The sequence below is a fragment of the Legionella cherrii genome, assembly GCF_900635815.1.
Lineage (GTDB): Bacteria > Pseudomonadota > Gammaproteobacteria > Legionellales > Legionellaceae > Legionella > Legionella cherrii.
This window is the reverse complement of sequence record NZ_LR134173.1, coordinates 3437993-3453234: the sequence shown is the minus strand read 5'-3', so window position 1 is coordinate 3453234 and position 15242 is coordinate 3437993. Positions and strand designations below refer to the sequence as shown.

Sequence of the window (15242 nt, the reverse complement as noted above, 5' to 3'; positions counted from 1 at the left end):
AGTTTTTAGTAATTCATTTTATGCCAAGGAATGCGAATGAACATTTTAAAAACCCAAGTCTTGAATGGGCCTAATTATTGGTCAAATTTCAGAAGGGAACTCATTGTCATCAAGCTCGATATAGGGAAATATGAAGAGCTTCCTACAAGCCATTTAGCTGGATTCAAAGAGAGGTTGATTCAGGAGTTACCCAGTTTACAGAGTCATCGTTGTTCTTTAGGCATCGAAGGTGGATTTTTAAAAAGAATAGAAGAAGGCACTTGGTTAGGTCATGTGATTGAACATGTGGCTTTGGAGTTGCAGTATCTCGCAGGGATGGATTGTGGTTTTGGTAGAACTTATGGAACTAAGGACTATGGGGTCTATGATGTCATCTTTGCCTATCAGATTGAAGAAGCTGGTTTGTATGCCGGAAAGACAGCTGTCGATTTTATAAATTCCATAGCTGAAGGCAACAAATATCCTCTTGATGAAGCAATCAATCATTTAAAAGAGATTTTTAAAAAACAGGGTTTGGGTCCAAGCACTCAGGCTCTAGTGGATGAAGCCAAAAAAAGAAATATTCCTTGGAAACGCCATGATCACAGTTCCCTAATTACCTTAGGATACGGTCGAAATCAAAAAAAAATATGGGCCTCAGTGTCTTCGAAAACAAGTTCAATTGGTGTTGATATCGCTTCTAATAAAGAGCTGACCAAGAGTATTCTTAATTCAAATTTTATTCCAACGCCATCAGGATTGATTATTACTTCTGAGGAAGAACTGAAAGCGGCGGTAGAACAGTTAGGATTCCCTTTAGTGATTAAGCCACTTAATGCCAATCATGGAAAGGGAGTAACGACGAATATCACCGATCTTAATAAAGCAAGATTCGGTTATGAGTTCGCAAAAAAAATTTCCAATGAATTGATTATAGAGCGCTCCATACCCGGGAATGACTATCGATTTTTAGTCGTTAACTATAAGGTGGTTGCGGTAGCTAAACGTACTCCGGCTCAAATTGTAGGGGATGGAGAACGTACAATTAATCAATTAATCAAACAGGCAAATGAGGATCCCAACCGAGGTGAATCCCATGAAAAGATACTGACCAAGATCAACGTAGATGAATCCACTTTCTCTATTTTAAGACACAATAATCTGACGCTGGAGAGTATTTTACCCAAAGGTCATATCCTAAATTTAAAAGAAACGGCAAATTTAAGTTCTGGTGGGACAGCTAAAGACGTCACAGATGCAGTTCATCCTTTTAATATCATTCTTGCAGAACGTGTAGCAAGACTGGTGAATTTGGATATTTGTGGAATTGATGTGATTTCAAAAGACATTAGTTGCCCTCTGAATGAGAACCATGGCGCTATTATTGAGGTAAATGCTGGGCCAGGATTAAGAATGCATCTATCGCCCAATGAAGGTACGCCTCGTAATGTAGCTGAACCTATTTTAAAAATGCTTTATCCTGAACATTTAACTTCAAGAATTCCAATAGTCGCCGTTACAGGCACTAATGGAAAAACAACTGTAGTTAGGTTGATTGCCCATCTTGCACGTTTTGCAAATCATTATACGGGTTATACAACCACAGAAGGTATTTATATCAATAATAAATTAATCTACAGCGGCGATTGCAGCGGCCCTGCAAGTGCACAAGCTGTTTTGTATGATCCTGAGGTCGATTATGCTGTATTAGAATGTGCTCGAGGTGGCATTCTGCGTTCAGGCTTAGGATTTGATGAATGTGATATTAGTGTGATAACGAATATTACTGGGGATCATCTGGGGTTAAATGATATTCATACGCTTGAGGACATGGCACAGGTCAAAGCAGTTGTTGCGCGAAGCACCAAAAAAACCGGATATAGCATTTTAAATGCAGATGACTCGCTAACTTATAATTTAAGGAATGATTTGCAGTGCAATATTGCTTTGTTTAGTATGTTTGATGGTCCGCGGATTAGAAAACATTGCAGCTTAGGCGGATTAGCAGCTTTTCTTGATCAAGGGAATATTGTCGTTCAAAGAGGGTCTGAACGAATCGTTCTGGCCGATATAAAATCGATTCCGCTCAGTTTTCAAGGTACTGCAACCAGCATGATCCAAAATATCTTAGCGGCAACATTAGCTGGAGTGATTAGTCAGTTCTCCTTAGAGAAAATAAAAGAAGCACTCCAAATTTTCTATCCCACAGTTGAAAATCTTCCAGGCAGAATGAATCTTTTTCAATTTCCTCATTGCCAAATTATGGTTGATTATGCGCATAACGAGGGTGCATTTTGTGAGCTAAAAAATTATCTTGGTTCGATTCATTGCGCCAAAAAAATCGGAATTATAGGCGTAGCAGGTGATCGACGTGATGAGGACATAGAAAAGTTGGGCTATCATGCTGCCTCTATGTTTGATGAAATTGTTATTCGCCATGATAAGGACGGGCGAGGGCGAACTCATCATGAAATTAACCGTCTTCTGGTTGCCGGAATTCTTCGTTCTGATTTTAAGCCCACTATCAATATTATTTCAGACGAGATTGAGGCGATTGAACATATGATGGGAATAGCAGAACCCAATACTTTTATCTTTTGTGCCGTTGAAGATGTATTTGAAACAACTAATTTTCTCAAGAAAAGGGAAAAACAATTGATGATGGTGAATGAGGTTTATAATGACACCCAAAGCTAAGTTATTGATTATCGGTGGTGCCGAGGATAAAGGGCACGATGAACCAATGGATATTTCGGAGCAAAAAAGAGAATTTACTCGCTATGAAATTTTGAGTGAATTATTGCCTCCATCGAATAAGAAAATAGAAATTATTACCACAGGTTCGGAAATTCAGGATGAAGTAAAAAAAATTTATCAAAAAGTTTTTCATAATATGGGCTACAACAACATAGGATTTCTTCCTATAAAAAAAAGAAGCGAAGCGCGCACTAACGAATATTTAAAAAGAGCAGCAGATGCTGGCGCTATTTTTTTTACAGGAGGAGATCAATTTCGTTTATCAACAATATTAGGGGGCACTCCTATTGTTGATATTATTAAAGAGCGATATTTGAAAGACAGTGATTTTATTATTGCTGGAACCAGCGCTGGAGCCATGGTTATGGGTACAGTGATGATTACTGGCGGCGGTTTATCCGAAGCTTTAAGGTATCGAAACTTGTTAACTTCCTCCGGATTAGGAATTTTACTGTCTTGTATTATTGATACTCATTTCATCAAAAGAGGACGATTTAGTCGTCTTGCACACGCAATTATTATGAACCCAGAACAATTGGGTATTGGTTTAGGCGAGGATACTGCTCTTGTCATTCGCAATGGATCTGAGGCCGAGTGTTATGGATCAGGTATGGTAGTTATTATTGACGGCAGGAATATTGATCAAACGAATATCACTGATGTTGAAGAGGGGGAGCCCGTATTCGTTGAAAATTTAATTGTTCACCTTTTGGTAAAAGGCTGTCAATTTTCAATTGCGGATAGAACTCTAGCGAACCCTGCAATCCCTATCAATAAACAATCTAAATGATGGAATAACGTGATGAAAAAAATTGCAATCGCAGTACACGGTGGTGCTAGTGAAAACTATTCCTTTTTACAAGAACATCAAAAGGAATTTAAACAGGGTTTGGCTAAAGCGGTCGAAATGGGTTATTTAGTACTCGATAAAGGTGGCTCCGCTTTAGATGCAGTGCAAGAGGCAGTTCGAATCCTGGAGGATAATCCACTATTTAATGCAGGAAAAGGTTCCGCATTAAATTCTCGGGGTGAAGTGGAAATGGATGCTTCGATTATGAGTGGTAAGGATTTACAAGCCGGGGCTGTGTCTATGGTTCGCACCGTAAAAAATCCAATTCGTTTGGCAAGGTTGGTGATGGAGAAAACAAGACATGTCTTTCTTTCAGGATATGGCGCTTTGGAAATAGCAAAAAAATATGGTCTGGAACTTGAAGAAGAGTCTTATTTTATAACCCCAAATCAGTATGAGGCGTATCAAAATCTCAATAAAATAGAAACCATGGAAGAAATTCAGAACAAGAAAATGAAAGGAACCGTGGGTGCTGTGGCTTTAGATGTACAAGGAAATCTTGCAGCAGCAACTTCAACAGGTGGAATCAGCAATTGCCTTCCAGGGAGAATTGGTGACAGTTGCGTGATTGGCGCTGGATGTTATGCCAATAATGCAACCTGCGCGGTATCTGGAACAGGGGAAGGTGAATATTTAATTCGGGGCGTGGTTGCTCATACGATTTCTATGATGATGGAATTTGATATGCCTTTACAAGAGGCGTGCGATCATGTGATTCATGAACGCAATAAGCTGTTAAATGGCGAAATGGGAGTCATTGCCCTGAATCGAAATGGTGATTTTGGAATTTCTTTTAATACAGAAATCATGAAAAGAGCTTGGCAAAGTTCCTCTCAAGCAATGCAAATTAAATTATTTGATTAATTTGGAAGCAATGAAATAAAACTCTTTGACATTCCGAGGTATCTTTGGGTACCTGTTTACGTTCCATGTACCGAACAAGTATTTGGCATCTCTTGTGCGAAGAGGACGCTCAGGAAGCCTCACATACTGATGAATGCCACGTTTCATCAACAGCATGTTCGCGCATTTGGTGCTCAAATCCATATCGATACAAGTAGGTCCACTGAATAGATAATCCAATGGGGTCGTGATGAACGAGGGAAGCTCCCTCGTTGCAATCGGGATGATAGTAAATCTCATTACTTGTTTGTTGTCTTATTTTATAATGGGGGTGGCGGGCGTCGAGCAAGTAGCCCCATTACAAGAAATACGACAAAGATAACAAGAAATAAGAAGAATAAAATTTTTGCAATTCCTGCAGCTGCAACTGCAATTCCACCAAATCCAAATGCTGCAGCAATGATTGCAATGATAAAAAATATGAGGGCCCAATATAACATAATAACCTCCTTGTATGCATATTGAACAAGTTGTTCATTTAAATTATAGCCCGTATGAGATAACTTGAAAAAATACTTATTCCACTCAAGAGAAAAGAAGATAGGATAGGGAGGGTATATGAGCCGCAATTAACACCTTCTGCGGCTCAAAGGGATATCTTAATGGCAGTGCTGCAGTATCCAGGCATCACGATTTTTATTGGCTTAATACATGATCGCGATGATGAGTAAACCAGTAGCAATACAACCAATTAATGCGAGACTGGAATTACCTCCAGGAACCAAGTGACTTTCAGTTGTGACTAAGGTGCGGCGCCCTCGCCAAGCCATGATCGCAGGCAATAATAACAATAAAATAACACAACATATGCCGGCATAGCTTAATGCATGCAGATAAATCCCCGGATTGAGTAAAACTACGGCTAGCGGAGGAAGAAAAGTCAAGACTAAAATATATTTTCCTTGATTACCCGATTTCTGCAGTTTTAATCCATCTGCCAGAAAATCAAATAATCCTAATGAAACCCCTAAAAAAGCAGTGAGCATACATATGGAAGTGAAAAAGCCAAAGAATCCGCTAATCCATTGATTTTGAACGGCTTGGCTTAACGCCTCGGTTAATCCACTGGTAGCATGGTCTGAATTCATGAGTGCAAGCAGTCCATTTTCTCCTTCACGAGAGACAACACCCATAATTACCGCATCCCATACAATGTAGCAAGCAAGAGGGATAAGCGAACCTAATAAAATAACTCGTCTCAGGTTTCTTATATCATCGCCAAAATAGTCTCGTAAGCTGGGTATTATTGATGCATAACCGAATGAAGTGATTAAAATCATTAAAGTGCCTGTAAAAGCGCGTGCAGAACCATCAGTTAAACCCAGTGTTGATGCATGGGGGCTAATAATTGCGACTAATAAAATGTAAATCCCTAATTTCCCAAACATTAAACCACGATTAACATAATCTACAGAGCGTATTCCTTTATACACAATCAAGCTGAATAAAAGGGTAAACAAGATTGCAGTGATACTGTTGGGTAAATCAATATTCATTTTATGCAATAAGCTATTGAATACGTCGCTACCCCCTGAAATATAAGCTGAGAGGAGGGTGTATAGTAAAAACAAATAAGTGATCCAAGCAATAATTTGTCCTGGTAAACCTAACGTGGATTTTGCCATCGAAATCATATTACTGCCTGCTGGGAGACGTAAATTGACCTCTAGCATTAATAATGCTCCTGCAGTCATGATCAGCCAGCAAAAAAATAGGAAGAAAATTGAATTGCTAAAGCCTACTTCCGCTGTAGAGACAGGCAAGGCAAGCATTCCTCCACCTATTGAAGTTCCTACTATCAGTAATATCCCACCTATTAGTTTTGAATTGATCATAAGATATAATCCAAAATAGTGTAAAAATAATTCAATATGATACTTTGTTATTCATTTTAAGTCAATCGTATCATGGCCTTTGACATTTAGAGTTGATGTACGAAATTTCCCCTCAACCCTAACCCCTTTCCCACAAGTGGGAGAGGGGATTCTCTCCTGAGTTAAGAAAATATACCTTCTCCCTCCTAGGGAGAAGGTGCCCGTCAGGGCGGATGAGGGCGCTTCCTTAAGGGTACCTACATCAAATTCCAAAATTCATGTATTAATAGTCCGACCGAAACAGCAATGACAGCGACTTGAGTCCATTTGCCGCCGGGAACTATAAAAACAGAGTGATGTTTTCTTCTGCCAAAATAACACATTAGCGCAGGTAAAAGTAGTAGCAGAATGATACAAAAGATACCTGCGTAGCCTAAAGCATGGATGTATGCACCTGGATAATAAACGACGATAAGTAGAGGGGGGGCAAAAGTAAGTAAAAACAACCCAAGACCATGGCCTCCTCGCTCGCGTAGTTTTAATCCATCAGCAAGAAAACTGTATAAGCATAATGAAACACCCAGGAATGCAGTGAGCATACAAATGGACGTGAAGAAATTAAATAGAGCACTAATTGTTGTATTTTGTACTTTATTGGAGAGCATGCTTGCCAACGCGCTGGTGGTGTGCGGATTATGCATGAGGCTCTCAAGGTTTTGACTTCCTTCAGAAGGAAGGGCACCCATAATCACAGCATCCCAAGCTAAATAACAGAATAAAGGAATTAACGAGCCAATAAAAATAACTTTTTTCAGCTTTTTCACATCATCATCAAAATAGTCTCTTAGATTGGGTACAATGATGGCAAATCCAAAAGAGGTAATTAAAATCATAATCGCGCTGCCAATATATCGCATATCGCCATGATGCAAATGTTGCATTTCTATATGCGGAGCGATAAGGACTACTAACAAAAAATAAACCGCTAATTTCCCAAACATCAGTCCTCGATTGACATAATCGACATACCGAATCCCGCCATACACAACCATACCAAAAATAAGCGTAAAGACTAAACTTGCCTGCCAATCAGTCAAATGCAAGCCCATTTTAAAAAGAAGGCTATTTAAGACATCTGCTCCGCCAGAAATATAGGCAGACAGGAGGGTATAAAGCAAAAAAAGATAGCTTACCCAGGCAGCAAGCAAACCATAATTACCTAAAGTAGCTTGAGCCATAGAAACCATATGCTTGCCTCTAGGTAAATAAAGATTTGCTTCAAGAATAAAAAATGCCCCTAAAGTCATGAATACCCAGCATAGAAATAAAACAATTGAAGATTGCCAAAACCCAGTAGCTGCATTGGCAACAGGCAGGGCAAGCATCCCCCGCCGATTGAAGTACCAACGATTAAAAGAATTCCACCGATAAATCTTGAACGCATTAATTTTGCCTTACTTGGTTGCATAAACTACAGGTGATGGTACTGGAGCTGGGCAGTTTGCACAAGTCTTAGTACCATAACTATTGAACCATTGAATCTCAATGCGTCGATTAAATGCGCTGCCATGAATCAACTTATTATCACCTACATCATTTTTATCGCCATAACCTTCTGCTTTAAGAAGTTGAGCTGGAATATTATTAGCCCATAAAAAGGTCATCATCGTTTCAGCCTGTGCTTGGGACAATAATTTTTTATGGTGATCTGAACCTACATTATCTGTGAATCCCGCAACATAAACAGGACTCAATGGGTAAAACTTCAATAACCTGATAATATTTTCCAAACCGGGATAACAAATTTCATTAAGGCGGGGGCTTTCAAACATAAAGTATTTATCAACAGGTACGATTAAGGTCATCGTATCGCCGTACTGTACGTATTCAATGTTTTCTTTGTTTAATTCTTTAATGATACTGCGTCGACTGGCTTTATTAAGGCCTACAATGGCACCCACAGTACCACCGACAACAGTGCCTGCCAGTGCGCCAGCCACATGTCCAGTTGCCGCTGCACCTACGGCAGTTCCCACAACTGCTCCGGTAACCACTCTTTTGGGCATGGGATGTACGGGTTTAAAATTATTATAAGGCGGATGAAAACAACTACTCAGTAAACAGGTGATTAAGCCAAAGCAGAGAATTCGTGTTTTAGTTCGTTTGAGTGACATGTTCACTCCCTAGTCCAGTGGTTTTGTCATTATTAAACATCTACTTAAATTTCGCAATTGTAATGACTTAATACTTAGAGCCTATGGATTCAGAATTGTAACAATGGAATGATATTTTGAAAGGTTTTGTAGCCCGGATTCTCCTAAGTTAATCCGGGGTACATACTGTACCTAGGCTAGAACATGATTAGCAACAAGAAAGTTCTAAATCATCATTCACTGCAATTGGATTAAGTTTATCTATTTGTGGTTCTGGTTTAAAGAAACGAATTAAACCTGACTCATTGGTATATTCAGCATCATGGCGGCTAAATGATCTAAATTCGGAAAAGCACGATAATGCTTTGTATGCCGCTGCAAGCATACCTCCAACAATGGTTATTCCTACTGCAACCCCTAAAACAGGTTGGACAATCAGCACCGGAAGTGCGATCCCAAAAATTCCTGCGTACAAGGAAAATGCGGTTGCTGCATAGAACATTAACTCACATGCTTTGGCGAGATTATGAAATAAAACACCAATTTTTCTTGATTCACAGGCACTTGCCACTGTCTCTAATGCCTTTTTTGGGGTCAGATTCCCTTTTTTTACCTGATCTAATTGTTGTATAAAGGTTTCATAACTGCTTACAATCGCTTCGACTTTTTGGGGCGAAATTGCTTTGGTATAAGAAAGGTTATAATAATTTTTTACGGCGTCTATTTTTTGCTGCATTTTTTTACTAATTTCAGCATCATTAAATAGAGCTTGTAACTCTTGGTCACAGGTGTTTAAACGTGGTTCAAATTTACTATGATTAACTGGCATGATTCGTCTCTTTATTATTATTGTCGGGAAACCATGGTTTAACCATTTCAATTGAGTTGAATGGTCTTAGTGTCTTATATCATAATTAACCTGAGTTCGACATCAATAAGTGCCCTTATTTTTTAAGGGCTGTTTCCGTGTCGATTATCTTGGCTAGACTACTACACGTCATCCGAGCGCAGCGAGGGATCTGCTGTCGTAACACGGTGCTATAGCGTGCAAATCCCCCTCACCCTGGCCCTCTGCCCTAAGGGGTAAGGGGATTCTGATCCAATGCTATTCTGAGAGCACTGAAAATCCCCTCGCCCGCGCAAGGAATTTGAGTAAAAAAATAAAGGGTACATCGCTGGAGAGGGCAGGGGTGAGGGATTGGGGGGAATTTTTTCCTTCACGTGATGGCCAGGGGATGACGTAGGGTTATTCTTCCACTTGAAATCGACATAAATTTTGAAAATCACAATGTTGGCAAATGGTTAAATGAGCTGGTTGCGGTGCACAATAACCTTCTTGAAATTCTTTAACTAAATCAGTGAGTTGTCTTTGCCAAACTTCCCGATACCCAGCCCATGTCTCTTCTTTTTTTAAAGGGGTCATTCCACTCATACTTAGTTTTTCTTCACTAAGTCCCATTGAGTTTATTCTTCCAGCTTTCACTTGCAGGAGTAATAAGGTATTAATCTGTTCATCTAATAGCGCATAAAGTAATAATTGCGACTCTTTAGGCCGTTCTTCATTCCATGGTTTGCTGGCGGGAAGGCTGCTTTTATAATCAATAACCCATTTTTTATCTTCTACTTGATCCAAGCGATCGACGCGGACTTGAAAATCAAGACCCGCTAAATGAATCGTATAAGATTGTTCCAGGGCGGCGACGGCAAAAGGAGGGCGTTGTTTTTCCCATTCAAGACACGTTTGCACCAGTCGTTTCAAGCGAGTGTACTCCACGTCTTGAATGGAATCGAAGAATAATTCGCAAAACTGTTTTTGAAGTGGGCTTAAAGCAGTATGAATGGCTTCTTCAATGTACTGTTCCAAAATTTGAGGTGCTAAATGAAGTAACTTATGCTGAGTTTCCAATTTTTGCCATAACAACTCCATTACCTTATGAATTATTTGTCCTCTTTTTTTATTGTCCAAACCATCAGTTGTTTGTATGGATGCCTTTGCACGGAGTCTATGTTCCGCGAATGCTTTGAAGGGACATTTGGCTTGATTTGAAAGAATTGCTGTGCCTCCATAAATGCGCTCATCGGGGTGTATAGGCACATTAAAACACTCATCCAGAAACATTAAATCAGGTGTTGTTTTTGAAAGGTAATCTGTTGGTAATCGTTCAAAAGCAGGTAAATCAGTGATTAATGAACAGGGTAAATTGGGCGTATCCGCCTGCAGCTGTGCATAGCTAAATACAATGGAATCAGCACTTTTTTGAAATCGTTGCAGAATCTGACGAGCAAATTGCAGTTCGCGAGCTGGCAAGCTATGAGGCATACATAAATCACGTTGTAACTGGGGCGGAATAAAAGCAGATAAATGTACCTTTTGCGGCAAACATTGATCCGTTAAACCCGTGATCCATAAACTGTCGAACTCACATCCTGATGCCTCCAGTAAACCACAAATTTGAATTGGTGCACTGGTTTTTTGTGCTTGGAAAATAGTGTTTGCGACAAGATGGTGCACTACTTCAAGTACCTCCGATTTTGTGAAAATGGGACGAATCAAAGCAAATTGTCTCAGCTCATCAAAAACCGTGATAAAACGATTAAGACACTGATAACTTTCGGAGTTAAGAGTATAATCGCCGGGAAAGCCTATATTATTGAGACGTTTTTGAAATAAGTGTATCCATTCTTGTACCGTAGCCTCTTCAGGATATGGAGTAAGATGGTTTAATAAATCAGCAAGTTTTGGGGCATGAGTACTCAGTTCTTCGATTAAATGATTTAAGGGAATCGAATGATTTGCGAGTAATGTTCCTTCTTGCAAATAGTCAGATCGTGCGATGAATTCTTCTTTGGAGTGCCCTAGGTAAGGCGATTGCAGCAGCAAGTTTGCTTGATGCGGATTCAGATGGGTGTCATCCAAGTTTAGCCAACATAAGGCATGGGCCACCAACGGGAAATGAATCAAAGGCTGTCCTAAGGAAATATTAAAATCTGAAGTCTCAAAATGATGGGCTAAGGTTCTTTGTAATGAATGAAATTCTTGTTCTAAATTCGGTACAACGACACCTATGTTTTGCTTTCCTTCCTTTATTTTTATATGCAACCATGCCATGAGCTGTTGATATTCTTCTTTATTATCTTGAGCGGCTAAGACTTCGATTTTTGATGATTTTTCCTTTAAGTCGTATTGATATTGAAGGACACCTTTTTGAGCTAAAATATTCTGCAAGAGTGCTTGTTGGGGAGTGAAATCATCAAAACAAACCCAAACAACTTTTTGGGAAAACAAAGAGCTGTTTGCATCGAGTAAATAGGGTATTAGTTCATATTCGGTAATTAAATTTTGTTGTTTTAATTGCGTATCAAATAAATGCCACCAGCGTTGGAACTGTTGCGTTTGTGCTGTGTGATGAAAGGCTGGATCTTCCAAATTAACTTGCCACTGTTGGCAACGTTCCCAAGCACTAATAACTGCCTGAAGAAGTCCGTCGCTGTAAATAATATGAGATTCTGCTTGGATTATTCTACGCCATAAATACTGACATTGAGCGTCGTTTAATAAGGTGGGATGGTCAAGATGTGCGCTGTTAAAATTGAGTTGTTCATAAGCTTTAATCAGGGCAACTCGAAAAGGCATGCATATCGGTTTCTCTATAGTTTGTTTCCTACACTGGGCAAAGTAATGCTGAAGTATGATATCGCTGAGTCGATTATTGGGGGTGAGAACCGTGGCTTTTTGTGCCAAAAGAAGAAAAAGGTGTTCTTTATCCGTGAAAGTGTGTATGGGCATAAAAATCCAGAGCAAAGGTAATTAATTGTAGCCTTAGGTGCAGTCATTAGAAATATCCTCTCCAGTCGTGCGGGAGGGTGGGGCGAGGGTTCATTAGGTCTCTTCTCCCTACGAGAGAAGGAAAATTACTTAACTTAATCTCAGTGTTCTTTTTATTGCACCTAGGCGATAAGGATTTTACTTAAGTTTTTTTGCGCTGCAAAGCCTGGGGTTTGGCTGCTGGTTTTTTGCGGGCGGGTTTAGGTTTGGTTCTGTCAGAGGCACCTACATAGCGTGGTAAACTATGACTATCTCGTCTATCGGTTCGCAGGACTTGATAAACAAATCTGCCACGTAAAAAGATTGAGGCGAAACCTGATGCAATGGCGAGCCAAACACCAAAAAGGATGTAGCTGTAACCAAGGACGATTAGATACGCATAAACAAAATCATTGAAATTGTTTACTGGCAGCACTTGGTTGCCTGATGTCTCCATCGATAGCACCAGCCCAAGATCAAAAAATGGTAAGGAAACCAGTACCATAATAAAACCTAATAAAAAAGTTTTACGTTTGTAGGGCCTGGGGCAGTGGATGATATTTTTTCCAAAAAGAGCTCCAGTTATAGAAGCGACAATCATTCCGAGAATAATTGCTTTATAAAGAGGCACAAGTTCCTCTATGCCAATTGTTGTGAGAAAACCATCGATAAGTATCGTTCCGACAACGGACAGTAATCCATAATAAAGGGCTGCAAGTAAACGCGAATTGGAAAAGTTAAGTGCAGGATCTTGTTTATTCATTTGGCACTCCATAGCTCCACCTGTATATGTATCATTTTAGTATAAAATATGGGGCTACAGAGAGATTGCTCCATTTTTTTTATTATTATTACTTTAGAGCTATCTCAATGAATTAGATTCATCAGCAATGGAGGTGAATCAACCCAATAATTTGTATATACTAAAACAAATAATTATTGACTTTGATTATGAAGAAATTTGGACGCTTTATTTTAAAACTGTTTGGCTGGAAAGTTGTCGGTGAACTACCGCAAGATAAAAAATATCTGGTTGTTGTTGCTCCTCATACAAGCAATTGGGATTTTGCAGTGGGTTTATTTGCTCGTTTTTCGATAGGTGTTAAAATTAACTTTTTAGCAAAAAATCAATTGTTCTTTTTTCCTCTAGGACTATTTTTAAAAGCGTTAGGAGGGGCCCCCGTTGATCGCTCCAAAAAAAGTAAGACTGTGGAGCAAGTAGTAGAAATATTCCGTTCTCGTGATGAGTTTAAACTGGCCATTACCCCAGAAGGGACACGTGGTCCTGTTACACGTTGGAAAGAAGGGTTTTATCATATTGCGTGTCAAGCAGGGCTGCCCATAGTAATGGTCGGACCCGATTATGCATCTAAGGAACTCCGAATTCATGAGAAGTTCCAACCTACGGGCGACATCGATAAGGATTTGCCCAAAATTCTCGAGTTCTTTAGAACTATAAAAGGGTGTTATCCAAAGGAAATCCCAGAGTATCACTCTAAGAAGTAATTGGTTTTATCGATTGTAACCCCGGTAATTTGTAGGCTGGGTGCAGTGTATCGTAACCTTTCCTCATCCCGAGCGAAGCGAGGGGGCTCCCTCGCTTCGCTCGGGATGAGGATAAAAGATCCCATGGCTCTCTACCAGGGTAGGGCTGAGGTTGTTCTATGTTAGAAATGTTTTATCATTTTTAGCATTTTAAATTTTTTACCGCCTGGGAGAGCAAAATATTTTGCCTTAATCATTTGATAACCACATACCTGATACAACTTTACCCCGGGTAAAGTTGCCATCATTTCCATTTTTGTAAATCCATGGGATAAAGCTTGTTGTTCACAATAGTGCAGGAGCATTTTTCCATGTCCTTGTCGGGCATGGTTTGGATGGACAAAAAAAGCTCTAATTTTGGCATAATCTGTGTGTGGATTTAAAAATCCTTCCTCCCTGGTTTTGCATTGATCCCCTCCAAAAAGAGTTTTCCGTTTACTCCATCCACCACAGGCCACAATGCTCCCTTCCTTTTCTATTACATAGTAGGTTTGATCGGTAATGAGCTCTTGATCCACACCAAATATGGAGTGAATCGCACCTTCAATTTCTAGATTTGTATAGTCTTCCTGGCTTAACCCACGTGCTGAATGCTCAATGAGTTGGTTTAAGATATTAATCTCATCAATCTGTGCTGTTCTTATCATAATAGTTTCCTTTTTGGTCTTTACTAACGGGGTGATGAATCTATCATGAAATAAAAATAAATAAATTTTTAATTTAATGATGTTTTATTTCATTTTATAATGCCCAATTTTGACTTTAGGGTAATATATGAAAAAATACGGAGACAGATATTCGCAAGAAAATAGAGCAGAACCAGTATATTTAGATAAAATTGATAGAAAAATTTTAAATTTATTGCAAAAAGACAATCAAATTACCAATCTGGCTCTTGCTGAAAAAGTAGGGATTTCTGCTCCTCCTTGTTTTCGTCGTGTTAAACGATTGCGTGATGAAGGCATCATTGTGAATGATGTTGCCCTGGTCGATCCTTTTAAAGCTGGGCGGGGGCTTATTGTCTTTGCAAATATTACTTTGGAAAAACAAAGAGAGGACTTACTCGCTCATTTTGAACGTAAAATGGCCGAACAAGAAGAAGTAAAACAATGCTATTTTGTTTCTGGTGAGACCGATTATTTGCTCATAATTCATGTTGCAGATATGAATCATTACAATGAGTTTGCGCGTAGAGTGTTCGCAAATGAAGCAAATATTAAAGTATTTCGCAGCAGTTTTTGCCTTAATCGCACCAAGTACAATACGAATATCCATTTTTCTGAGGATTAAAATATTGTCGAATTGAAGCAGCAAACGCGGCGCTGCCTTAAGAATCCCCTCTCCCACTTGTGGGAGAGGGGTTGGGGTTGAGGGGTTATTAATACCCTTATCCGTTCTTCTCTTCGGATACCTTCTCCCCACGGGGAGAAGAGAAG

The 15242-nt window shown here is 39.5% G+C and carries 12 protein-coding genes and 1 pseudogene; 5 read left to right on the top strand and 8 right to left on the bottom strand.

Features of this window, described 5'->3' with window-relative positions; translation table 11 throughout:
- The first annotated feature begins 36 nt into the window (after nucleotides 1–36).
- The 3 genes from cphA to EL022_RS14770 are packed head-to-tail and all read left to right on the top strand — an operon-like array spanning nucleotide 37 to nucleotide 4450.
- Nucleotides 37–2676 (top strand): cyanophycin synthetase, encoded by a 2640-nt coding sequence (cphA, locus tag EL022_RS14780; protein WP_028379841.1) that lies wholly within the window; start codon nucleotides 37–39, stop codon nucleotides 2674–2676.
- Nucleotides 2660–3526 carry a cyanophycinase gene (locus EL022_RS14775; RefSeq protein WP_028379842.1) on the top strand — a complete coding sequence of 289 codons (867 nt, stop codon included), beginning with the start codon at nucleotides 2660–2662 and terminating at the stop codon, nucleotides 3524–3526. Before cphA ends, EL022_RS14775 begins: the two co-directional genes overlap by 17 nt.
- A gap of 12 nt (nucleotides 3527–3538) precedes the next feature.
- Nucleotides 3539–4450, top strand: coding sequence for an isoaspartyl peptidase/L-asparaginase family protein (locus EL022_RS14770; RefSeq protein WP_028379843.1), 912 nt, complete (start codon nucleotides 3539–3541; stop codon nucleotides 4448–4450).
- A 299-nt stretch (nucleotides 4451–4749) separates the two neighbouring features.
- Here EL022_RS14770 and EL022_RS14765 read toward each other — a convergent pair whose 3' ends face one another.
- The 7 genes and pseudogenes from EL022_RS14765 to EL022_RS14735 all read right to left on the bottom strand — a co-directional run bounded on the left by EL022_RS14765 (nucleotide 4750) and on the right by EL022_RS14735 (nucleotide 13024).
- On the bottom strand, nucleotides 4750–4929 hold the full coding sequence (locus tag EL022_RS14765) for a DUF1328 family protein (protein WP_028379844.1): 180 nt from the start codon (nucleotides 4927–4929) through the stop codon (nucleotides 4750–4752).
- 204 nt (nucleotides 4930–5133) lie between these two features.
- A complete protein-coding gene (locus EL022_RS14760) occupies nucleotides 5134–6324 on the bottom strand; it encodes an amino acid permease (protein WP_028379845.1) in 1191 nt (396 codons plus the stop codon).
- A gap of 236 nt (nucleotides 6325–6560) precedes the next feature.
- Nucleotides 6561–7747, bottom strand: a pseudogene (locus EL022_RS14755) (amino acid permease).
- A 10-nt stretch (nucleotides 7748–7757) separates the two neighbouring features.
- Complete coding sequence (cmpA, locus tag EL022_RS14750) at nucleotides 7758–8477, bottom strand: C-OmpA-like family protein CmpA (RefSeq protein ID WP_028379847.1); 720 nt, start codon at nucleotides 8475–8477, stop codon at nucleotides 7758–7760.
- Nucleotides 8478–8664: 187 nt separating this feature from the next.
- Entirely contained in the window at nucleotides 8665–9285 is a 621-nt protein-coding gene (locus EL022_RS14745) for a DUF5638 domain-containing protein (protein ID WP_028379848.1), read from the bottom strand.
- 417 nt (nucleotides 9286–9702) lie between these two features.
- Complete coding sequence (locus EL022_RS14740) at nucleotides 9703–12243, bottom strand: PD-(D/E)XK nuclease family protein (RefSeq protein ID WP_028379849.1); 2541 nt, start codon at nucleotides 12241–12243, stop codon at nucleotides 9703–9705.
- 181 nt (nucleotides 12244–12424) lie between these two features.
- A complete protein-coding gene (locus EL022_RS14735) occupies nucleotides 12425–13024 on the bottom strand; it encodes a hypothetical protein (protein WP_028379850.1) in 600 nt (199 codons plus the stop codon).
- Between the two features lie 188 nt (nucleotides 13025–13212).
- On the opposite strand from EL022_RS14735, the gene EL022_RS14730 reads away from it, so the two are divergent.
- Nucleotides 13213–13767: a lysophospholipid acyltransferase family protein gene (locus EL022_RS14730; protein WP_028379851.1), complete on the top strand. Its 555-nt coding sequence runs from the start codon at nucleotides 13213–13215 to the stop codon at nucleotides 13765–13767.
- 161 nt (nucleotides 13768–13928) lie between these two features.
- Here the strand turns inward: EL022_RS14730 and EL022_RS14725 are convergent, their stop codons facing one another.
- On the bottom strand, nucleotides 13929–14453 hold the full coding sequence (locus EL022_RS14725; protein ID WP_028379852.1) for a GNAT family N-acetyltransferase: 525 nt from the start codon (nucleotides 14451–14453) through the stop codon (nucleotides 13929–13931).
- A gap of 127 nt (nucleotides 14454–14580) precedes the next feature.
- Between EL022_RS14725 and EL022_RS14720 the strand changes: the two genes are divergently transcribed.
- Nucleotides 14581–15096, top strand: a complete 516-nt coding sequence (locus EL022_RS14720) for an Lrp/AsnC family transcriptional regulator (protein WP_028379853.1) — start codon at nucleotides 14581–14583, stop codon at nucleotides 15094–15096.
- Nucleotides 15097–15242 lie beyond the last annotated feature (146 nt).